At 52.9% G+C, this 19,022-nt stretch carries 22 protein-coding genes; 13 read left to right on the forward strand and 9 right to left on the reverse strand.

The genetic code is table 11. The features are described 5' to 3' along the window. The first annotated feature begins 2 nt into the window (after window positions 1-2). Genes ACR0EO_RS20355 through ACR0EO_RS20370 form a run of 4 tightly spaced genes read left to right on the forward strand, consistent with a single transcriptional unit; the run spans window position 3 to window position 2,055 of the window. Window positions 3-467, forward strand: coding sequence for a chemotaxis protein CheW (locus ACR0EO_RS20355; RefSeq protein WP_480692671.1), 465 nt, complete (start codon window positions 3-5; stop codon window positions 465-467). After that, window positions 464-1,315, forward strand: a complete 852-nt coding sequence (locus tag ACR0EO_RS20360; RefSeq protein WP_480692673.1) for a CheR family methyltransferase — start codon at window positions 464-466, stop codon at window positions 1,313-1,315. The genes ACR0EO_RS20355 and ACR0EO_RS20360 overlap by 4 nt, the downstream gene beginning before the upstream one ends. A gap of 36 nt (window positions 1,316-1,351) precedes the next feature. After that, a complete protein-coding gene (locus ACR0EO_RS20365) occupies window positions 1,352-1,738 on the forward strand; it encodes a response regulator (protein WP_480692674.1) in 387 nt (128 codons plus the stop codon). Then, window positions 1,735-2,055 carry a hypothetical protein gene (locus tag ACR0EO_RS20370; protein ID WP_480692676.1) on the forward strand — a complete coding sequence of 107 codons (321 nt, stop codon included), beginning with the start codon at window positions 1,735-1,737 and terminating at the stop codon, window positions 2,053-2,055. The genes ACR0EO_RS20365 and ACR0EO_RS20370 overlap by 4 nt, the downstream gene beginning before the upstream one ends. 403 nt (window positions 2,056-2,458) lie before the next feature. On the opposite strand, the gene ACR0EO_RS20375 is transcribed toward ACR0EO_RS20370, so the two are convergent. Continuing rightward, entirely contained in the window at window positions 2,459-4,504 is a 2,046-nt protein-coding gene (locus ACR0EO_RS20375) for an oxidoreductase (protein WP_480692678.1), read from the reverse strand. A gap of 103 nt (window positions 4,505-4,607) precedes the next feature. Between ACR0EO_RS20375 and ACR0EO_RS20380 the strand changes: the two genes are divergently transcribed. Further along, window positions 4,608-5,228, forward strand: coding sequence for a TetR/AcrR family transcriptional regulator (locus tag ACR0EO_RS20380; protein ID WP_480692680.1), 621 nt, complete (start codon window positions 4,608-4,610; stop codon window positions 5,226-5,228). A 363-nt stretch (window positions 5,229-5,591) separates the two neighbouring features. Further along, the gene (locus tag ACR0EO_RS20385; RefSeq protein WP_480692682.1) at window positions 5,592-5,846 is read left to right on the forward strand and encodes a DUF1289 domain-containing protein; all 255 of its coding nucleotides are present in this window, start codon (window positions 5,592-5,594) and stop codon (window positions 5,844-5,846) included. Window position 5,847: 1 nt separating this feature from the next. Here the strand turns inward: ACR0EO_RS20385 and ACR0EO_RS20390 are convergent, their stop codons facing one another. Then, window positions 5,848-6,318, reverse strand: a complete 471-nt coding sequence (locus ACR0EO_RS20390) for a Dps family protein (protein ID WP_480692683.1) — start codon at window positions 6,316-6,318, stop codon at window positions 5,848-5,850. A 119-nt stretch (window positions 6,319-6,437) separates the two neighbouring features. Beyond that, window positions 6,438-6,785 (reverse strand): hypothetical protein, encoded by a 348-nt coding sequence (locus tag ACR0EO_RS20395; RefSeq protein ID WP_480692685.1) that lies wholly within the window; start codon window positions 6,783-6,785, stop codon window positions 6,438-6,440. A gap of 536 nt (window positions 6,786-7,321) precedes the next feature. Between ACR0EO_RS20395 and ACR0EO_RS20400 the strand changes: the two genes are divergently transcribed. From ACR0EO_RS20400 to ACR0EO_RS20420, 5 genes are all read left to right on the forward strand, one after another. After that, window positions 7,322-8,209 carry a helix-turn-helix domain-containing protein gene (locus ACR0EO_RS20400; RefSeq protein WP_480692687.1) on the forward strand — a complete coding sequence of 296 codons (888 nt, stop codon included), beginning with the start codon at window positions 7,322-7,324 and terminating at the stop codon, window positions 8,207-8,209. A 113-nt stretch (window positions 8,210-8,322) separates the two neighbouring features. Continuing rightward, window positions 8,323-9,276 (forward strand): alpha/beta hydrolase, encoded by a 954-nt coding sequence (locus ACR0EO_RS20405; RefSeq protein WP_480692689.1) that lies wholly within the window; start codon window positions 8,323-8,325, stop codon window positions 9,274-9,276. A gap of 59 nt (window positions 9,277-9,335) precedes the next feature. Further along, the gene (locus ACR0EO_RS20410) at window positions 9,336-9,830 is read left to right on the forward strand and encodes a nuclear transport factor 2 family protein (RefSeq protein WP_480692690.1); all 495 of its coding nucleotides are present in this window, start codon (window positions 9,336-9,338) and stop codon (window positions 9,828-9,830) included. Between the two features lie 111 nt (window positions 9,831-9,941). After that, the gene (locus ACR0EO_RS20415; protein ID WP_480692691.1) at window positions 9,942-10,391 is read left to right on the forward strand and encodes a nuclear transport factor 2 family protein; all 450 of its coding nucleotides are present in this window, start codon (window positions 9,942-9,944) and stop codon (window positions 10,389-10,391) included. 12 nt (window positions 10,392-10,403) lie between these two features. After that, window positions 10,404-11,096: an SDR family NAD(P)-dependent oxidoreductase gene (locus tag ACR0EO_RS20420; RefSeq protein ID WP_480692692.1), complete on the forward strand. Its 693-nt coding sequence runs from the start codon at window positions 10,404-10,406 to the stop codon at window positions 11,094-11,096. A gap of 324 nt (window positions 11,097-11,420) precedes the next feature. Here the strand turns inward: ACR0EO_RS20420 and ACR0EO_RS20425 are convergent, their stop codons facing one another. Both ACR0EO_RS20425 and ACR0EO_RS20430 read right to left on the reverse strand, forming a co-directional pair. Continuing rightward, window positions 11,421-11,717, reverse strand: coding sequence for a hypothetical protein (locus tag ACR0EO_RS20425; protein ID WP_480692693.1), 297 nt, complete (start codon window positions 11,715-11,717; stop codon window positions 11,421-11,423). A gap of 152 nt (window positions 11,718-11,869) precedes the next feature. Then, window positions 11,870-12,877 (reverse strand): helix-turn-helix domain-containing protein, encoded by a 1,008-nt coding sequence (locus tag ACR0EO_RS20430; protein WP_480692694.1) that lies wholly within the window; start codon window positions 12,875-12,877, stop codon window positions 11,870-11,872. A gap of 398 nt (window positions 12,878-13,275) precedes the next feature. Here ACR0EO_RS20430 and ACR0EO_RS20435 point away from each other — a divergent pair, with 398 nt between their 5' ends. Both ACR0EO_RS20435 and ACR0EO_RS20440 read left to right on the forward strand, forming a co-directional pair. Further along, complete coding sequence (locus ACR0EO_RS20435) at window positions 13,276-13,656, forward strand: hypothetical protein (protein WP_480692695.1); 381 nt, start codon at window positions 13,276-13,278, stop codon at window positions 13,654-13,656. Then, complete coding sequence (locus ACR0EO_RS20440) at window positions 13,653-14,870, forward strand: HlyD family secretion protein (RefSeq protein WP_480692696.1); 1,218 nt, start codon at window positions 13,653-13,655, stop codon at window positions 14,868-14,870. Before ACR0EO_RS20435 ends, ACR0EO_RS20440 begins: the two co-directional genes overlap by 4 nt. 71 nt (window positions 14,871-14,941) lie before the next feature. On the opposite strand, the gene ACR0EO_RS20445 is transcribed toward ACR0EO_RS20440, so the two are convergent. The 4 genes from ACR0EO_RS20445 to ACR0EO_RS20460 form a co-directional block, all read right to left on the reverse strand. Next, the gene (locus tag ACR0EO_RS20445) at window positions 14,942-16,279 is read right to left on the reverse strand and encodes a serine hydrolase domain-containing protein (RefSeq protein ID WP_480692697.1); all 1,338 of its coding nucleotides are present in this window, start codon (window positions 16,277-16,279) and stop codon (window positions 14,942-14,944) included. 220 nt (window positions 16,280-16,499) lie between these two features. Next, the gene (locus ACR0EO_RS20450; RefSeq protein WP_480692698.1) at window positions 16,500-16,943 is read right to left on the reverse strand and encodes an SRPBCC family protein; all 444 of its coding nucleotides are present in this window, start codon (window positions 16,941-16,943) and stop codon (window positions 16,500-16,502) included. Next, entirely contained in the window at window positions 16,940-17,803 is an 864-nt protein-coding gene (locus ACR0EO_RS20455) for a phosphoenolpyruvate hydrolase family protein (protein ID WP_480692699.1), read from the reverse strand. Before ACR0EO_RS20455 ends, ACR0EO_RS20450 begins: the two co-directional genes overlap by 4 nt. A gap of 1 nt (window position 17,804) precedes the next feature. Beyond that, the gene (locus ACR0EO_RS20460) at window positions 17,805-19,013 is read right to left on the reverse strand and encodes a Tm-1-like ATP-binding domain-containing protein (RefSeq protein WP_480692700.1); all 1,209 of its coding nucleotides are present in this window, start codon (window positions 19,011-19,013) and stop codon (window positions 17,805-17,807) included. Window positions 19,014-19,022: the final 9 nt, after the last annotated feature.

Consider the following 19,022-nt stretch of genomic DNA (forward strand, 5'->3'; position numbering starts at 1 on the left):
CAATGCAGGTTCAAATGGATGAACAACACAACATGTTGCAAGAGTACGTAACCTTCTCCGCAGCGGAACAAGTCTTTTGTCTGAGAATAACTCAAATACGAGAGATCAGGCGGTGGTCCCCTGTGACTATCCTCCCGCATGCGCCAGCGTATGTCTTGGGAGTGATGAATTTACGTGGAACAGTTATTCCTATTTTTGATCTGGCTGATCGCCTGGGTCTGCCCAAGACGGATCCCAGTGAAAGGAACGTCATAATTGTCGTCAGTGTAGATGGGAACTTGTTGGGATTACTTGCAGAGGCGGTGTCAGAGATCATTTCAATCAATCCGGATGAAATTCAGGACACTCCGTCAGTGGACAGCGCGGAAACGTTGGAGTTCATTCAGGGAATAATCTCCAAAAATGAGGAAATGGTTCGGATAATCGATTTGGCATGCATCGGAATGCCGTCGGAGAGTGCGGCATGATTGATAGAGAGCCAGTTAACGCGCCTCAATTGCTTCTGAGGGATGAAGAATTCGTCAAAGTATCGGCGTTTGCCAAGAAAAATTTTGGGTTGAATCTATCTGAAAGCAAAAAGCCTCTGGTTCAATCCCGGCTTTCTCGTCGCTTGCGTCAAATCAAAGTCAGATCGTTTGAAGAATATCTGAATGCCTTGGGGGACCCAAGTTTCGAAAGCGAACGAATGGAGCTGTTGTCGTTGTTAACAACGAACGTAACACACTTCTTTCGAGAGCCTCACCACTTCAATACGTTGGCATCCGAAGTTTTGCCCCCGCTTCTTGAAAATGCCAGAAAAGGTCGGCGCGTGAGGTTTTGGTCTGCTGGGTGCTCCAAGGGGCAAGAGCCCTATACGTTAGCGATGATTATTCACTCGTTGTGCCCGAGCGCCCATGAACTGGATGTTAAAATTCTTGGTACAGACATAGACCCTGAGGTCGTCAAGCACGCACAGGCTGCAGAGTACTCTTTCGAGGAGTTGGAAAAAATTCCCGCTGACTATCGTTCGTCGATTGTGAAAACGCAGAACAAAACGTTCCGACCGGGCGATGACGTTCGCAGTTTGGTTCGTTTCGGGACTCTGAACTTGGTTGAACAGTTTCCGTTCTCGGGCAGCTTCGACGCAATAATGTGCCGCAATGTGGCCATCTATTTCGATAAACCCACGCAGCAAAGCGTATGGCAAGCCTTCGCCGGATGCTTAGCACCAAAAGGGTATTTGTTTCTTGGCCACTCCGAAAGGTTGTCTGGCCCGGTGCAAAGCCAGTTTCGGAATGTGGGTATCACGACCTATCAAAAAATAAGTGCTGTCTAGCGGAACGATCCGCAACCGGCAAAGGAAAGGGTGAAAATGGGCCTCAAAGAAAGTCTGCGGATTATGGTGGTAGACGATATGTCGACGAGCCGTGGAATTATCACGCAATCATTAGATGAAATCGGAATAGCCAACTATGACGTCGAAAATTCTGGCGAAAATGCTCTTAGAAAATTGGCGGCTAGGCCGGTGCATTTGGTTCTCTCTGACTACAACATGCCCGGTATGAACGGGTTGGGGCTGTTGAAAGCTCTCAGGGAAAACCGCACAACCCAGCGGATTGGCTTCATTTTGGTCACTGGTAAACCAACTCAGGAAATGCTGGATATTGGTCGGAAACTGGCGGTTAACAATATTATCCGTAAGCCTTTTACAGTCCCGACTCTGAAATCCAGTATTGAGCAAGTTGTGGGGCGCCTATGACACAAGCTTCAGACGATCCCCAGCGGATTTTCGGTACTGTAGCTCCAGAGATCGCGGATCTGCGTCAGCAGGTGCTAAAAGTAGAAGACGCGATCCTAGTGTTTCTTGATGAAAAACAACTGAAGACCACAGATAGCAAGCTTGGGTTCACGTTGCAGGGATTAGACCAACTTGCCCAATCGCTTGGGGCGCTTGAAGGGGTATGTGAGGCTTTGTCGGTTCAAACCAATTTGGACCTGAGGCGCGCGCTTGGAGTTGTACCATTGGAGGCCCTACGAGACCGAATGCAAACGACTTTTGACGAAGGGGCCCCCTAAAAAACTCATTGTGGCCGGCTGTTTTGTCGTACCGGAGCGATGAAAAGGGCGGCAGATCTGCGGCAAGGATCTTTGTCGCCCTTAGCTTTTCAAGAAAAGCTGACCTTCATGTTTTCGAGATACAAAAACGATGAACTGGTTCGGTGATTTCGTTGTTTGTTAGTGCCTGTCCCTTGAAAGACTCAGGATAGCTTGATCCTTGGTCGAGATAAGTAGCGCGGTCGACAATCGCCGGGAACCGGCTGGAGTAGGTCTTGTGCATGGCTCAACTGGCAGATCAAAAAACCGCCTCTCGTGAAATGGTGCTAATTTGGAAGAACACTACTCAAGCACTTAGTGTCCGGGTGTTAGTTTGTGGCGGATTCCAAAACGTGTGTTCTGTGCGACTGGTTTGAATTGAAAGCTAGAGGTCTTTGACAAGGCGCAATGCATCGTAGATCGCGGCATGCGTGTTGCGGGCCGAAACCGCGTCGCCAATACGAAAGAGCTGGAAGGACCCGTTTTCGTTGCGGATTGTGTTTTGCGGCAGGCCTGAGATAAGGTTCTCATAGTCCACAGCACCGTTATTCGAGCTCATTGGTTTGAGGTCGAAATAGAGATCATCCAACGGCATGGTTCCATAGTTAACGACAACTTGGTCATATGCTTTTTGGTGAGTGTGGTCGCTGTAGTCCGTGCCGATTGTTGCCGTAAGCTTGTTTCCGGAGCGCTCTACTTTCAAGAGACGTTGGGTGACAGTAAAGGTCACATCTTTGGTCTGCAGGCTCCGCATATATGGAACTAAGTTCATCGCCATTATCTCCGGCGCGAAAACACGATCCGGTGTCATAACTTCGACTTTGGCCCCGGCTTTGGCAGCCACCTCGGCCGCCTGTAGGGCAGGGTGATCGCCGCTTTCGTCGTAGATCAACACATGTTCTGAGGGCTTTACATCGCCAGCAATAAGGTCCCACGCGGTTACGACGTGCGGTGTTTCACTACCGGTTTCGAAAAGTTCAGTGTTCGGCAAACCACCGGTGGCGACAATTACTACATCGGGGTCCATGGCAGTCACGTCTTCGGCCTCTGCCCAAGTGTTAAAGTGAAACGCCACGTCTCTGGCCGCACACTGCGCCATGCGCCAATCGATAATCGAGATCATCTCGCGGCGGCGCTCATTTTGCGCCGTCAGGCGTACTTGCCCACCGGGATCAGGCTGAGCTTCAAAGACAATAACTTCGTGTCCGCGTTCTGCCGCGACACGAGCAGCTTCTAGGCCGGCGGGGCCTGCGCCGACGACAACGACCCTGCGTCTTTCATTGGCCGCAGGAATCTCATGCGGCATTGTTAATTCGCGTCCGGTCGCCGCGTTGTGGATGCAAAGTGCATCTCCGGCCTGATAAATGCGGTCGAGGCAGTAAGTCGCCCCTACGCAGGGCCGAATGTCTTCTTCGCGCCCTTCCACGATCTTTTTGACGATGTGCGGGTCGGCCATGTGTGCACGCGTCATACCCACCATATCCAGAAGCCCTGCCTGAACCGCGTGACGTGCCGTTGCTACGTCGGGAATTTTGGCGGCGTGGAAAGTGGGCATGCCTGTGGCGGCCTTCACGCGCCCCGCGAAATTCAAATGTGGGGCGTTAGCCATGCCTTGTAAAGGGATAACATCTGTCATGGCTGAGTCAGTGTGGATGCGCCCCCGTATGACATTTAGAAAATCAAGCTGACCGGTTGCCGCCAATTTTTTAGAAATTTCGATACCGTCTTCTTCGGTGATGCCACCTTTTTGGGCTTCGTCCGCAGTGTATCGGAAGCCCACGATAAACTCTTCGCCGACGCGCTTGCGAATGGCACTCAGCACATCCATCGGAAACCGTAGACGGTTTTCCAACGTGTCTGCACCGTATGGTCCAACCAGATCATTTGTCAGTGGCGACCAGAACTGGTCGAGCAAATGGCCATAAACCTGCAGCTCTATTCCGTCCATTCCGCCCGATTTCATGCGCTCAGCTGCATCAGCAAAATCATTGATGATCCGCTCGATATCCCAATCTTCAATCAGTTTAGGAAAAGCACGATGAGCAGGTTCTCTGTGTTTGGAGGATGACACAGACGGCAGCCAGTCTCCTTTGTTCCAGGCGGTTCTACGACCAAGATGGGTTAATTGGATCATCACTGCGCAGCCGTGTTCGTGACAACCATCGGTCAGATTTTGAATCCACGGAACAACTTCGTCTTTGTAGGCGAGAATATTGTTGAAAACGGGTGGGCTATCTTTGGAGACCGCGGCTGAGCCTGCAGTCATGGCCAGAGCGACACCGGCTTTTGCACGTTCCGCGTGATAGGCGCGATACCGATCCTTGGGCATTCCGTCTTCGGGATAGGCCGGTTCGTGGCTTGTCGTCATGATCCGATTTCTCAAGGTCAGGTGCTTGAGTTGATATGGCTGCAAAAGCGGATCTTTGGTCATTGGACTCACCTTGTTTCCTGGGTGTTCTGTCTGCCTTGACATGAGTGTCAAGTGATGGGTACCGCTTGGTTGACACATGTGTCAAGTTTTCTATTGTTGCGCTATGACATCTTCAATCTCTCCTCGACAGCGCGGATCACGCGAAGTCTGGCTTAATGCGGCTTACAATCTTTTGATTTCTGGTGGCATCGACGCGGTTAAGGTGATGCCATTGGCCAAACGCCTGAACCTTACGCGAACTGGCTTCTATTGGTTTTTCAAGGATACTGCAGAGTTGCACGCCGCGATGATCCAGCGTTGGGAGGAAAAAAATACAGGCAATTTGGTCGCGCGGTGCAATGCGGGAGCGGATAATGTTTCCGAGGCTCTTTTTAATCTAATGGATTGCTGGCTTGACCCTGAACTCTTTGATTCACAGCTGGATCTCGCCATCCGAAACTGGGCTCGTGTCGATCCGAAACTCAAAAAGCGCTTAGACGAGGCAGACGAGCTCCGGAAGAAGGCCGTAACTGACGTGTTCCTTCGTTATGGCTATTCCAAAGAGCAATCCGAGGTCCGCGGAATGACTGTCATGTACACGCAGATTGGCTACATTTCTATGCAGGTTGTGGAGGATCCGATTGAACGGCTGGATCGGGTGCAGCACTACGTGGAACTGTTCACTGGAACACCGCCTAAACAGCGAGACGTCGAAGTATTCTTAGAACGCCATTCAGCTCGTTGATTTATGATTTGCGACGAACTGATTGAGAAAACTGTCTGGCTACGTCTTTCAAATTTCTTTTTGATCCAATGCAAGCGAAAGGTCAGCTGGTCTGCTAACCGCGTCTTGTGAACTCTCGGATTTTCGCCTTGTGGCTTTTGATAGGTCTGTTGCTCAATCAAATTGGGATTAAGGGTGCGGGGGGCAAATAGGAACCGTTTGGCACTTTTATATGCACGTCACCGCATAGGCTGCTGGAGGGCAGTCGAGCACGGGTCAATGTGGGACTTGGCGACCGCTACGCAAAGGACTATCTGAACGATTAACACGTTCACTCATTAACAATGCGCGTTAGCAATCAGCGCGGTTCAGCGAGCCCCTTACATGAGCAAGAAAGTCCCGACGCCCTGCATCGATGTCTGCAAATTCCGACGCGAGGGTCATTGCATCGGGTGTTCTATGACCAAAAGCCAAAAAAAGCTGTTCAAGTCTATCAAGCGTCCAGATCAGCAAGAGGCGTTTGTTCAAATGTTGGTCTGCCAACAGGAAAAAATGGGCCGGTACACCCATTGGGGACCGGCCTATCTAAAGAAGCTGAAAAAAAAGAAAGCCAAGGTTAAAATCACCTTGGCTGACTAGGTTAGCGCAGCATTGCACGCAGGAACCATGCGAACTTCTCATGAGTTTGACCGCGGCTAATGCATAGGTCCTCAGTCAGGGTGTCACCGTGGCCAGCCGCAAGCTCACCTGCTCCCGCTAGGGTTGAAGCCAGTGTTTCCTGAGCGTCCAGCATCATCTGGATCATCTCTTTGTCTGTTGCATCACCTTCTTGCTCGCTCACTTTCGAACGTTTCAGCATTCCAGCCAAAGTACCCTCGGCATAAGCGTCCAGGGCTTTGACGCGCTCGGCCAGATCGTCCTGCGCCACAAAGTGATCCTCATAAATCTTCTGAAACAGATCGTGCAGCGGACTAAATGCCATGCCGGTGACGTTCCAGTGAAAATTCTGCGCCAGCATTGTGGTTACAGCAGTTTCGGCCACACACTGGTTCAGTGCGTCCGCAATAGCTGTGCGTGAGTCGGTGGTCAGGTCAATAGCTGTTTGGGTCATAATAATTCCCTTGATCCTTGGTTTTTCCGTTCTGTTCTATATAAAAAACAGTGCTCTAATCCCTATTTAGAGGATCAGAAGAGAATTCCAAGAACAAATTTAGAATAATTCTAAAAATGTCAAAATTGCTTGGAAACCGATCGAACTAAGAAGGCTAAGTTCTGTTGCGTCCAGCGTGGTACGCGGGATTGAATGAGAAAGCGGAAACTGTCGTCGTCGTTTCTTTTAACGCTTTCGAACAAGCGGCCCAACCAAGCCTCGTCAAAAGATAGCTCACTTGTTCCAGGGCGGAAGAATACGGGTCGTTTAGACACAGCTTGGCGGAGCCCGCGCATCAGCGTTTCCGCGTGGCGCATCTGCGCATCCGCCGGATCAGCCAACAACAGTGCACAAGCCTGATCCAAATCTAAGCGCGAGGCCGAACGACATTGTAATGCAACCATACGCAGATGGTTGATGATCAGCATCGTTCGTTCTTGCAACTGAGGGATGCGCGGGGGCGGGGTGGCTTCCGAATGTTTGAAGCTGACTGCTTGCAACATGATGTGGACCCATTTAAACCTGAGTACCTGACAATAGTACTAAGATTATCCTTCAACAAGCAGGGTTGAGCAAAAAAACTGGCTAGTTTCTGATTTGTGCCCACAATAAGCTGAGTACTGCGCATTCCAACTTGGGCCAAACTAATTGGATCTACCGAAATCCTAAGGTCACCGGTGGGCGTATATCTGATTGGCTTCAGATAGATTTCCTACGCCGGCGCGGCTAAGAATCCAAACCTTGTTGATCTCTAAGGATTGTAATCAGCGCTTCGTGACGGGGAATGTCGGCAGAAACGACCGAAGTTTAGCATTGGATAATTTATCGACGCGTTTGTGCGTGAGGCCTTTGACTCTGCTGTTTTATCAACTGTGAATTCTCATCCCTTGGCGAACACCGCGCATTTTGCCAAGTTAAAGTGGTGCCTGTGAAAGTTGACCAGACTAAACAAGGGAGCCAGCGAGTGCCGGTAAAATACGCTGACATCTTTCCCTCGGAACCGTTGTTGAACAGCGACGCGATCGAGCGTCCTTCGGCAGCGGACCTGATGTCTGTCCGGTATTTTCAGGCTGAACCAGATCGAATGCCAGAAGAAGTATTCGACGAACATCATGTCCTTTTGAACCTCAAGGAACAGGAACACCGCGTTCAGAATTGGCGGGATGGCAACCTTCGGGATTTTATTTTTCGCAAAGACGAAGTGATCGTAACACCTGCGGGAATGCGTTCGGGTTGGCGGTGGCACGAACGGTCTGACGTGATCGTCATCACTTTGGATCCGGAAAAGGTCGAGCGTTTCGCGCAAGCCGAACTTGGTATGCTGCTTGAGCCTGAACAGTTTCAGGACTTGCCCCAGTTTTCAGACTCAGATCTTTGCGCAGCTGGCGTAATCCTTCGCGATGCGCTGGTATCGGATGATATGTCGTCGGCAGTGATGTTCGAAGCGATGAGCCGCGTCTTTCTTGTCAAACTGCTCCAGAAATGTAGGAAGCGCCGCACAGAAGATATCGAGCTTACTTCGCGGTTCACATCCCGACACTACCAACGCGTTCTGGCTTATGTCCAAAGCCGCCTTGACCAAACGATAACTGTTGATCAACTGGCTTCTGAGGCGGGCATGAGCGCGTCGCATTTTGCACGGGCTTTCAAGGAAACACTTGGGTCAACTCCAATGCAGTACGTTATGGCTTATCGGATAGAGCAGGCCATGAGGATGATGGAAGATTCAGGGCGTCCGCTGGGCGGTATTGCTCTGGCCTGCGGATTTTCTGATCAGGCACATTTTACGCGGAGCTTTAAGCAGGTTGTGGGGCAAACACCGCGCGCGTTCAGGGCGGCGAGCAAAGCATAAAGCAGGATCTTTCAAAAACACGGCAGTCCCATGCAATTATGCTCGGCAGTTTCACCGTATCTCTTTGGTCACAGGGCTTGAGCCCATCCAGATAGACATTCGGAGATACCGCCATGAAAACCGTTGCTCTTACGACCGCCGCCGCGCTGCTGGCTTCATCATCTGCCATGGCCCAGGTCGAAACTCGTACGGTGACCTTCGAAAACGAAGGCTCCACACTCTCAGGTACGCTTTATCTACCCGAAGAGCGCGGTGATGCACCTTTGCCAACCGTAGTGGTCACCGGTGCATGGACTTCGGTGCAAGAACAAATGCCAGCCAACTATGCCCGCGAAATGGCCGAACGCGGTTTTGCCGCCTTCACGTTCGATTTCCGTGGTTGGGGTAAATCAGGTGATCTTCCGAACCATGTACGTTTTGTCGAAAGCCCCGAGGCCAAGACCTCGGACATCATAGCAGCCTTCCAGTTCGTTTCGACTCTGCCTGAGGTGGACGCTGATCATATCAATGGTCTGGGGATCTGCGCGTCGGCTGGTTACATGGTTGACGCAGTTTCTGGGAACCCGTTGGTTCAGCGTCTTGGATTGGTCGCACCTTGGCTGCAAAACAAAGAAATCGTTGAGACCGTATATGGCGGCGCCGAGGGCGTTGCAGGGTTGATCGAAGTTTCCCATGCCGCCGAGGCGGCTGGAGGGCAGGTCATCCCCGCCGCCGGACCAGAAGGTGCCGAGGGCGTGTTGATGCCAATCGGCGGATATTACTACGAAGCCGATCGCGGCGCGATCCCCGAGTACGACGACAAGTGGAACAACGCAGGGTGGGAAGGTTGGCTAACCTATCACCCCGCCGACAATCCGCAGCGTTTGGATAAGCCCCTTGCAATTGTTCACTCGGAAAGCGCGGCGATCCCTCAAGGAGTACAGACGTTTTTGTCTGGGTTTGCGGGCGAAGCAACGGCTCAATGGTTAGAGGGCGTCACGCAGTTTGATTTTTATGACAATCCCGAGGATGTGACTCGCGCTGCGGATACAATTGCCGATCACTTCCGCGCTGGCTTGGACGGCTGAACCTTATAGCCGGGCGCCGGGGCGTCTAACCCCGGTGCCTCATTTCTCTGGTGACCCCTATGACCCGAAAACTCCTTTTAGCTCTCGCGGCCGCAACCTCCATCGGAGGAACCGCATTGGCCGATACACCTGAAGACAACATGAAAGTGGTTCAGGATTTCTTTGCCGCTTACGGCGCAAACGATCTCGATGGTATTGCGGCCGTCATGGACGAAAACGTCAAGTGGCACATTCCCGGTCGTCATCCGCTCAGTGGTACAAAAAACGGCCGGGATGAAGTTTTGGCGTTCTTTGAACAGCTAGGCGTTGCCGGATTTCAAGCCGAGCCGATGTATTTCGGCGCGGATGAAACCTACGTTGTGGATATCCACCGCGGCTGGTCCAATGCAGAAGGCAAGCCGAATGTCGATACGACTTGGGCGCTGGTCTACAGGATTGAGAACGGAAAGATCGTTGAGGCCACTAACCTTAGTGCCGATCAGGATGCCGCTAACACGTTCTTTTGGTCTCAATACACACTGGCTCCGGTTCCCGAACGCTTTGCAAACAACTGACACTGAACCCACCACGTAACGTGACCTTACCTTGCCCAAAAAAAGGATACCCAAATGGTTCGTCCTCTCGTCGCCACACTTTTAGCCGCAACAATGATTGGAGGTCCTCTGATGGCCGACCAGACAGGCATAACGCGCAGTCTCACCGATATCGCCGCGGGCGCGGATCGCCACGATTGGGCCCGCGTACGGGGTGCTTTCGCCGATACCGTCACAACCGATTACTCAAGCCTTTGGGGGGGCGAGCCTGTTACGCAACCCGCTGACGAACTGGTTACGGCATGGGCGGCTTTCCTTCCTGGTTTCGACATCACGCATCACATGGTGACCAATCACTCAATCACTTCGGTGTCCGATAGCGACGCGACAGCCGAAGCGGATTTTACAGCGACCCATCGTATAGATGACGACCTGTGGGTGTTGGGTGGTCGTTATTCTTATGATCTTGAGAAATCGGATGATCGCTGGGTTGTCACGTCTCTGACCATGACGGCCCTATGGGAAACCGGCGATCGCAGCCTCGTGGCCACCGCAGGTCAGCGTGCCTCGCAAGGGAATTGAGAGGAGCGCTCTATGACCAGACAACGCATTGCCCTTGTGACCGGTGCCAATCGTGGAATTGGGAAAGAAGTTGCGCGCCAACTGGCTCTCGAGCACGGTTTAAAGGTGCTCGTAGGGTCGCGAGACTTGGGTAAAGGGCAAATGGCAGCGCAAGAGATCGGGGGCGAAACTGAAGCACTGAAATTGGATGTGTCAGATCAGGACTCGGTCATAGCAGCTTTTGAACAGATCAAGGCGGCTCATGGCTGTCTTGATATTCTCGTGAACAACGCTGGTGTAGATTACGACACTGATCAGCAGGCACACACCGCCGATCTGGACCGCGTTCGTCGAGGGTTTGAAACCAACCTATTCGGTTCCTGGGCAACCACGATTGCTGCAGTTCCTTTGCTCTTGCGTGGCGAGGATGCACGTATTGTCAACGTGTCTTCTGGTGCGGGGTCGTTGACAGATATGTCCGCAGGTACGCCCGGTTACGGTATCTCAAAGGCGGCGCTGAACGCGCTGACGATCAAGACCGCAGCAGAGTTGAAACCCAAGGGCATCCTCGTTAACGCCGTTTGCCCCGGTTGGGTCGCTACGGATATGGGCGGCGGTGGTCGTCGGGTGTCAGAAGGTGCCAGAGGTGTAACATGGGCTGCAACGTTGCCAAAGAACGGTCCTACTGGTGGGTTCTTTCGAGACGGAAATGCGATTGTTTGGTAAATGGGTGTGTGACAGCACCTCAGTTTGAAACGCGCTGTCAGCGCGTTAAAGGCAAGCATTCGAGGGCTGTATGAAGTTCAAGGCAGGCGCGTCAGACCGATAGCTTTGAATGGCCGACGCAATTCCTAAAAACAAAGTTGCCACCCGAACTCCGTCAGGAGCTGGATGGCAACTCAGTAGAAACTGTGCGATTTCTGTGCGGGGTGACCAGTCAACCTATATCTGCATGTCTGCAGAGTGTTTGGGGAACACGTAGGTGACCGGTCAGTGTTATCCTGATGCGCTTTCTCCTTTCATAGCCGGGGTTGTTTTTGCGATTTTGGCTTAGTCTTGGTTGTTCCAGTGGTCGCGGTCTTTGAAGTCGTTGCGACGCTCTTCTGCGCGGTCCTGTGCGTCTTCGAAGTTGTCTTTTTTGATTGCGCCGCTCACGGCACCAACCGAAGCGCCGGCAACGGCTCCGCCAACGACGCTCTCACCTGCGATGCCAGCGATGGCGGCGCCAGCTACAGCGCCCTTAATAGCTTGGTCAGCAACGTAATCCGCCTGTGCCGTTGCGGCCATGGCGATCAGAATTGCTCCGGAAATAGGTGCGATAAAGAGTTTCTTGTTCGAGGTTTTCATAGGGTTCATCCTTGTTCTGGGTAAGCAACCACTGCGGCTGCCTTGTGTCATTGAACTAGGTGATCCCACTGGCACCTTTCTTTTGGCGACGGGACAAGGTTTTGTTGATCCTGGACATCTTTGTCTTTGTTGGAATTCTGGTTCTGCAGACTCTACCGGCCTGCTTTTCGGAACCTGGCAGGTGTCTCACCGGTCCATCGCTTGAAGGCCACCGAAAAAGCCGCTTGATCCGCAAATCCCAGCATGAAGGCTACTCGGGCAACTCCCTCACCACTGCGCAGCATTCTCTTTGAGAGATCACACAGCACGCCTTCCAGCAAAAGTTTGAAACTGGTTCCCTCGGCCGACAGGTGTCTTGTCATGGTGCGCCGCGTCAAACCTAGTTCGCCCGCTATTTCATCGCCATTTGGAATGGGCCCGGGAAGGCGGTCACCAATGAGTTGGACAATGCGGTCGGAAAGGCTTCTGACTGCATCAGGTTGTGCCTTTAACTGCTCTTCGCCATGCTTTTGCAGATGGCCCAACAACGTTGGATCCGCGGTCGGGATTGAAAAGCTCATACCGTCAGGGGGTAATCTTAAGGCGTAACCGGCCTTAAAGCCTTCGACGGGACATCCGGCCAGCTCGGCCAGCAATCGGCAATGCTCTGCATCATCTGTTTCCAGTTCTATGGAGATAGGAGCAAGCCCGCCCGAGGTGATCTGTTGAACACGTTTGAACAAGCCGAATATCAGCATCTCGCGGTGTCGGGGATATTGGTGTGCAGGGATCACATTGCTTTCGAGTGTGATCCTGGGTTCTTCGGGTGCTCCGATCACGTCAAGTCGCAGGTCAGGGTCCTGCATCGCATAAAATCGCTGGGTCAGGATCAACGCATCTTCGATCGTTTCAGCAGCTCGAACGATGTAGGCAAGGAGCGTTCCGGGGCCTCGGGCTGACAAGCCAACACGCGCTGCAAAGGTTTTGTCCTCTAATACTCTGCACGCGGTCTCAACAGCACCAGCTTCGTGCAGCAGCTCAATATTCGCGTCGGGCTCGTCAATCGCGTTCGATGGAGCACCCGCCATTTCCAGAATTTCTGAAAACGGAAATCGCGCTCCGGGTTCCTGAGCATAAAGCCGGCCGACATTCTGCAATCTGTACGCGCTTATGCGTGGCACTTTTTGCTTCCTCCCCTGACTGGCACGCAACCTCCTGTCGTTGCTGCAATTGTCCAGAAGCCAACAACAAATGTCCAGAAGCCAAAGGATCGCTGGCGCGATGACGGTTAGATCCCGGTCATCAGAAAGGAAACGGCAATGATCTACTTCGCAAGGTACTACCGCGTTTTTAAAGCGATCCAGGCGTCCGCGCGACAAGAGTGGTCCGGAGGTAATACTCACAGACCGCACACTTCGGAACTTGGACAGAAAACACCAGAAGGACGTCGTTGGGATCCCCCGTACGCCCCAACGGAACAGCCTTCAGAACCGTCGCAGCAATCAACCTGAAACTGACCTAACAAACTCTCGAAACTCTGAATCCGCAGCTCTGCTGTGGCAGACAAAGGACCTGAAAAATGAAACCACCCGCGTTCTTGATGGTGCCTGTACTTGGCGCCATCTCAACCCCAGCCTTCGCCGCCGGCGGCGACCCCCGTTGGTGGGTTACACCAAACCAAACCGACACATATGCTTGGGTCGGCCTTATCGTATTTTTTCTTGCGATCCTGCTGGTTGTACATCTTTATGCCCGCTTTGATCGCTATACCGAACACAAGTCGTCTGGCACGCCATTGCGCACAACCATTCCAATGATGCTGACCGTTGCTCTGGCCTATGAGTTGATGCCAGCGTTGAGCCATTTCAGCATTCTGCTTCCTGCTGCATTGTTGCTTACCGCGATAGCCCGAGATTTCATGTTGTGGTGGCGCCCTTCGGATGAGGAAGCAGTGAAATGATCGAACTACTCGTTACTTCATTCCCGTTCGTCCTGCGCGTGATCTACCTGAAATGGCGCGGTATGCCGATAACCCTTTACAATGTTCACCGCGCGGTTTTCATGTGGTTCGTTCTGGCGCTGATCGTGTTCTTCGCCGTGTTCTATTACTACCCCAAGTCCTACACAGGTCTTGTTCCGTTTCGGACCGTTCCGGTCGTTGCTGAAAACGGGGGAACGGTTACTGATGTCTTCGTCAAAGGCGGCGATAAAGTTAAGCCGGGCGATCCTCTCTTTTCCGTCGAGAATACCTCGGAACAAGCAGCCGTCGAATTCGCGACCCGCAAAGTTGAGGAAATTGAAAGCGCTAAACTTGCGGCTGAATTACAAGTCGAAACTGCCCAGGCCGTTCTTGATGCAGCGATCACAGCCAGAGAGCAAGCCGAGTTGGTGCTTATGGATCACCGGGCGCTGCAGTCCAAAGGTTCCGCGGCATTCCAAGTAAGCCAGCTTGAGCGGGCCCAGGCAACACTGGACACCCGCGAAGCAGAAGTCGAAGCCGCAGAAACACAATTGGGTGTGGCCCAAGTCCAGGCAAATGCTGTTCTGCCGGCCCAGCTAGCATCCGCTCGTGCGTCGCTGAAACAGGCGCAGGTCGAACTGTCAAAGACCTTGACGCTCAGCTCTGTAGATGGGGTTGTCGAACAGGTCACCCTCAACGTTGGATCACGTGCAGCACAAGCGGCCATGAGCCCGGCTATGCTGATCGTTCCAGACCGCAAAGATGTTGAGCGTGGGCGAATTGTTGCAGGCTTCTCTCAGGTCTCTCGCACTGAGTTGTACGAAGGTATGGCTGCAGAAGTGGCGTGTGAAAGCAACTTTAACATTTCGATGCGCAATACAGTTTTGCCCGCTCGGATCGTACGTATTCAGGAGTCAATCTCCTCCGGCCAGCTTGCCCCCAGCGGTCGCCTGATTGAGCCCAGCGAAAAGGCGAAGCGTGGTCAAATCGTAGTGCATCTTGACCTTGTTCATCCGGAACACCGTGATCTTCTGGTGCCAGGCAGCGGTTGTATTGTTCAGTCCTACACCACCAGTTTGGAAGGCGACATGAAAGACACAATTGTTGCGCATGCGATCCAGGCTATGGGCATCATCAAAGCTGTGGGTCTGCGGATCAAAGCTTGGTTTGGCCTTACATCAGGCATTGGCTTGATCGGTGGCGGACACGCCTGAAAATTACCAAGAAAACTTGATCTGAACACGCGGCTCCTGACACTCGTCAGGGGCCGCGTTTCGTGTCCATGTTAACCGTTAAAGGCTGCAATCAGTTCTCGCGCTAAAGGCAGTGACGAATATCCGTATTTGGACGGTGTTAATCCAAGGCGGACTACGACCATATCATGGGATGGAAAAATTCCGATGGATTGCCCGTCGTGACCTTGCAGCCAAACAGCGTCTTCGAATGGTGCCAATCCACCCGGCGCTTCGAGCCAAAGGTGCCCCTTGCCATACATGCCATCCGACGCCTCCACCGGCTCAAACATCCAATCTGTATAACCTACAGGAAGAATTTGCTGTTCATTCCAAACACCCATTTGCAGCAAAAACTGTCCGAAGCGGGCCCAGTCCCGTGCTGTTGCGTACATGTAGCTTGATCCAACAAAAGTATCGGCCGCATCAGTTTCAAGAACGACAGATGTCATTCCCAAGGGTTCAAAAAGTGCGTCTTTCGGGTAGTTCAGTCCGTTGTCATTGAAATTATCCTGCCATACGCGCGAGAGCATCGTTGACGTTCCGGAGGAGTAGTTGAAAACATTTCCGACCTCGGCGCTCATTGGGCGGTCCGAAGCGAAACCAGCCATGTCATCGTTGAGGTACAGCATCTTGGTTACGTCTGAGACGTCCCCGTATTCTTCGTTCCACTCAAGTCCGCTCGACATGGCGAGCATATCTTCGACAGTGATATTCTTGCGGCCGTCCCGCGCCCAATCAGCAAAGCTTTCGGTCAGGTTTTCTTCCAAGTTCATTTGACCCGATTGGATCAGTGCACCGATTATTCCTGCAGTCACGGTTTTGGTCATCGACCATCCAAGCAGCGGGGTGTTTTCATCAAAACCCTCTGCGTAACTTTCCCCGATGATCCGACCGTTGTGCACGACAACAACGGCTCGGTGGCCTTCGCCGAGCAATTCTTGATCGGAAAGGACTTGGGCAATCATAGGGTTCTGAGAGAGCTCGACATCATTCCCGCGTGGCCAAATTCCACCGGGCAAAGAAGCGGAAGGCGCAAGCATTTCATCACTAAGCTGCGTGGTGTGTACGTTCGCGCAACCAAGACCCTCGCGATATTGCGATGTGGCCGGCGCGAAAAAACCAAAAATGCGCGCCTTTACAATTTGATCTTCGTGATCGACGTCGATTGATATCTGCTTGAGTAGCGGGTGCCCGGGGGCTTGAACGTCGACGGACAAAACTTCATCCGGATCCCGTCCAGCGATGAAAACGTTAGAGCAGACAATCTTGGCAGAGTAGTTTGTACCGACCTTCAACAGATCAGGTGGAAAAAGCAGCAGGTAGCCCACCAGTCCAAGAACGCAAATTACGATCGTTCCGACGCAGATTTTTAGCGCTTTGCCAACCATAGTTTCTTTAAGTCGACCGCGTCGGCTTCTCCTCCACCCCAAATTGCTCTGCATTAAATACAAGCGCAGAGATCACACCACAGTTCCGTTGCGTTCGTTCCGAAACTCGGGAGTGGAACCCATCTATGGATCTACAGACCCTTAACAGTGTTTTGTGAGGGTAGTCGTCAGTGAGAAGGGGCGATCTTTACCGCCCCTTTATGGTTGAGTGTCGGTTAGGCTAAGCTGAAAAGCTTGCTTCCAGCGCCCGAAAGCCGCCGTGAAACACGTCGTTTTCTACAAACTGGTGCCAATGATCGCTTTGCCCGTCACCGGCTTCAAACTCAGCCCACCACTCGGCAAAGGTCTCGTTCCTGTCTGTGATGGCCGAGAACTTCATCTTTGCGACGTAATTTACAAAGGGCAGTGGACCGTTGGGAAGCATGTCGTACGACAACTCGCGATCTGTGTGTGACAATGAAAGCAGCGTCTCACGAATGCGGCCAGAGCCGTCAGCGAGGGCGAAATTACGAACACATCCAACTTCGCCGTTGGCAAAGCCTTCCTCTATACGACTATCAGTTGCTGCAGGATGCCAGTTTGGAAGGCCATTAAAGTCGCGTACACGCGCCCAGACCTCGTCTACGGGAACTGCGATGATGGTTGACGAATATGCTCGGATCACTGGGAAGCCCCCTCTGTTACACGCACGCCTCGGCGCAGTTTACCAAATTCTTCGGTTTGCGCAGAAATTGCTCTCTCGGTCGGCAGACGCTCCATCGATGATGCCCCGTAAAAGCCGTGGCAGTCCGGGCAGAGATCCAGGAACTTCTGCGCATCCTCGGGTTCAGCCAAAGGACCGCCGTGGCAAATAAAGATCAAATCGTCCCGATGGGCGCGGGCCGCTGCAGACCACTCGTCATACAAACGCGCGCATTCAGCAATGTCAGGAGCACTATCACCAGCGCCGATCGAGCCGCCCGTGGTCAGGCCGAAATGCGCAACGATGACATCAGCTCCAGCTTTGGCCATATCAGCAGCATTTTCGGCGCTGAATACGTAAGGCGTGGTTAGCAAATCTCGTTCGTGAGCTTTGGCAATCATCTCGACCTCCATGTCGTAAGACATGCCAGTGGCCTCAAGCTCTCTTCGAAAGCGGCCATCAATGATGCCAACAGTGGGAAAGTTCTGCACCCCGGCAAATCCCATTGCGCTTAGGTCGTCCAGAAACTTGTCCATGATGCAAAACGGATCAGTCGCGTTCACACCGGCCAGAACCGGCGTGTTCTTTACCACGGGCAAGACTTCGCGACCCATATCGACGACGATTTCATTCGCGTTCCCGTAAGACATGTACCCGGCCAGAGAGCCGCGTCCGGCCATGCGATAGCGGCCTGAGTTGTAAATCACGATTAGATCAATACCGCCTGCTTCTTCGCATTTCGCAGACAGGCCAGTTCCGGCGCCACCACCGATGATCACCTTGCCGGCCGCGATTTTCGTCCGCAAACGGCTTAGGATTTCCGCGCGTCCAGTGACTGCCATCTTAGTTACCCTTTTCGCTGTAGATTTCGTTGAAATTGCTGATCGCGGCGTCTGCAAAGGCCGGATCGTTAATGTGAATGTCCAGTTCGACTAGTTGCCGGTCCGGGGTCTGGTTGACGGTGTCACGAAGCGCTTGGAACAGGGCTTCGTTCGCGACGGGGTCATGGAACGCACCGCCTTCGATATCCAAGGCCGAGACCCCACGAAGTGGGAGCAGGAACCGAACTGGCCCCTCACAAGCATTCAGCTTGTTTCCGATCCAGGCGCCAATCTTTGTACATTCTTCAGCGGTGGATCGCATAAGCGTGACCTGCGCGTTGTGGTGATAGAAGGTACGATCTTTGAATTGTGCCGGAACAGATTCCGGCGCCCAGAAATTGGCCATGTCGAGCGCTCCGCAAGAACCAACATAAGGCAGTTTGGTTCGTGCGATACTGTCTAGACGTTCCTCGCCAGCGCTTAGTACACCACCAACGATCATGTCGCAGATCTCAGTTGTAGTGATATCAAGCACCCCGGCTGCATCACCCTGATCGACCAACTGCTCCATTGAGCGACCGCCACTGCCAGTGGCGTGGAATACGAGGCAGTCATAATCTTCTGCTAAGCCTTCGGTGATTGCTTGAACGGCTGGCGTTGTGACGCCAAACATCGACAATACCACTGCTGGGCGGTCATCTGATGCTTCAGGGACGGTGTTCGCCATCATTCCAGCCAGAGCATGAGCCGCATTGCCTAACAGTCGTCGCGAAACCCGGTTTAGCCCGGACACGTCAGTAACCGGGTGAAACATGTTGACGTCAGATGCCCCCACGTAGGCAGTGACATCACCTGAGGCCAAGGTTGAAACCAGAACCTTTGGAATCCCTATGGGCAAAGCTTGCATTGCCGGGGCTATAATTCCTGATCCGCCGGATCCGCCCAGTCCGATAATCCCGCCAAGGTCATCTCTGCCCAGCACAAAGGCAGCCAACGCCCGGGACATTTCGGTGACGGCCTGTCCTCTGTCATTCACAAAAACCGACGCCGGGCCTTCGGGGTGGCAGGCTGCCACGCTTGCGGCGGTTACGTCCACTCCGTTTTCGCCGCCCTTGGTGCCAACATTGATCAAAACGGTTTCGATACCCGCGGCGTCGATCAGATCGCGCACGTATTTCAACTCTGGCCCTTTCGTGTCGGCTGTGCCGACGACGTAAGCTCTTTTTGTCATCGTCTATCC

Source organism: Ruegeria sp. BE9, assembly GCF_056538765.1.

Bases quoted from the DNA above. Each gene is read 5' to 3' on its own strand.
- ACR0EO_RS20355 (WP_480692671.1), top strand. From the start codon at position 3: ATGCAGGTTCAAATGGATGAACAACACAACATGTTGCAAGAGTACGTA.
- ACR0EO_RS20360 (WP_480692673.1), top strand. From the start codon at position 464: ATGATTGATAGAGAGCCAGTTAACGCGCCTCAATTGCTTCTGAGGGAT.
- ACR0EO_RS20365 (WP_480692674.1), top strand. From the start codon at position 1,352: ATGGGCCTCAAAGAAAGTCTGCGGATTATGGTGGTAGACGATATGTCG.
- ACR0EO_RS20370 (WP_480692676.1), top strand. From the start codon at position 1,735: ATGACACAAGCTTCAGACGATCCCCAGCGGATTTTCGGTACTGTAGCT.
- ACR0EO_RS20375 (WP_480692678.1), bottom strand. From the start codon at position 4,504: ATGACCAAAGATCCGCTTTTGCAGCCATATCAACTCAAGCACCTGACC.
- ACR0EO_RS20380 (WP_480692680.1), top strand. From the start codon at position 4,608: ATGACATCTTCAATCTCTCCTCGACAGCGCGGATCACGCGAAGTCTGG.
- ACR0EO_RS20385 (WP_480692682.1), top strand. From the start codon at position 5,592: ATGAGCAAGAAAGTCCCGACGCCCTGCATCGATGTCTGCAAATTCCGA.
- ACR0EO_RS20390 (WP_480692683.1), bottom strand. From the start codon at position 6,318: ATGACCCAAACAGCTATTGACCTGACCACCGACTCACGCACAGCTATT.
- ACR0EO_RS20395 (WP_480692685.1), bottom strand. From the start codon at position 6,785: ATGCTGATCATCAACCATCTGCGTATGGTTGCATTACAATGTCGTTCG.
- ACR0EO_RS20405 (WP_480692689.1), top strand. From the start codon at position 8,323: ATGAAAACCGTTGCTCTTACGACCGCCGCCGCGCTGCTGGCTTCATCA.
- ACR0EO_RS20410 (WP_480692690.1), top strand. From the start codon at position 9,336: ATGACCCGAAAACTCCTTTTAGCTCTCGCGGCCGCAACCTCCATCGGA.
- ACR0EO_RS20415 (WP_480692691.1), top strand. From the start codon at position 9,942: ATGGCCGACCAGACAGGCATAACGCGCAGTCTCACCGATATCGCCGCG.
- ACR0EO_RS20420 (WP_480692692.1), top strand. From the start codon at position 10,404: ATGACCAGACAACGCATTGCCCTTGTGACCGGTGCCAATCGTGGAATT.
- ACR0EO_RS20425 (WP_480692693.1), bottom strand. From the start codon at position 11,717: ATGAAAACCTCGAACAAGAAACTCTTTATCGCACCTATTTCCGGAGCA.
- ACR0EO_RS20435 (WP_480692695.1), top strand. From the start codon at position 13,276: ATGAAACCACCCGCGTTCTTGATGGTGCCTGTACTTGGCGCCATCTCA.
- ACR0EO_RS20440 (WP_480692696.1), top strand. From the start codon at position 13,653: ATGATCGAACTACTCGTTACTTCATTCCCGTTCGTCCTGCGCGTGATC.
- ACR0EO_RS20445 (WP_480692697.1), bottom strand. From the start codon at position 16,279: ATGGTTGGCAAAGCGCTAAAAATCTGCGTCGGAACGATCGTAATTTGC.
- ACR0EO_RS20455 (WP_480692699.1), bottom strand. From the start codon at position 17,803: ATGGCAGTCACTGGACGCGCGGAAATCCTAAGCCGTTTGCGGACGAAA.
- ACR0EO_RS20460 (WP_480692700.1), bottom strand. From the start codon at position 19,013: ATGACAAAAAGAGCTTACGTCGTCGGCACAGCCGACACGAAAGGGCCA.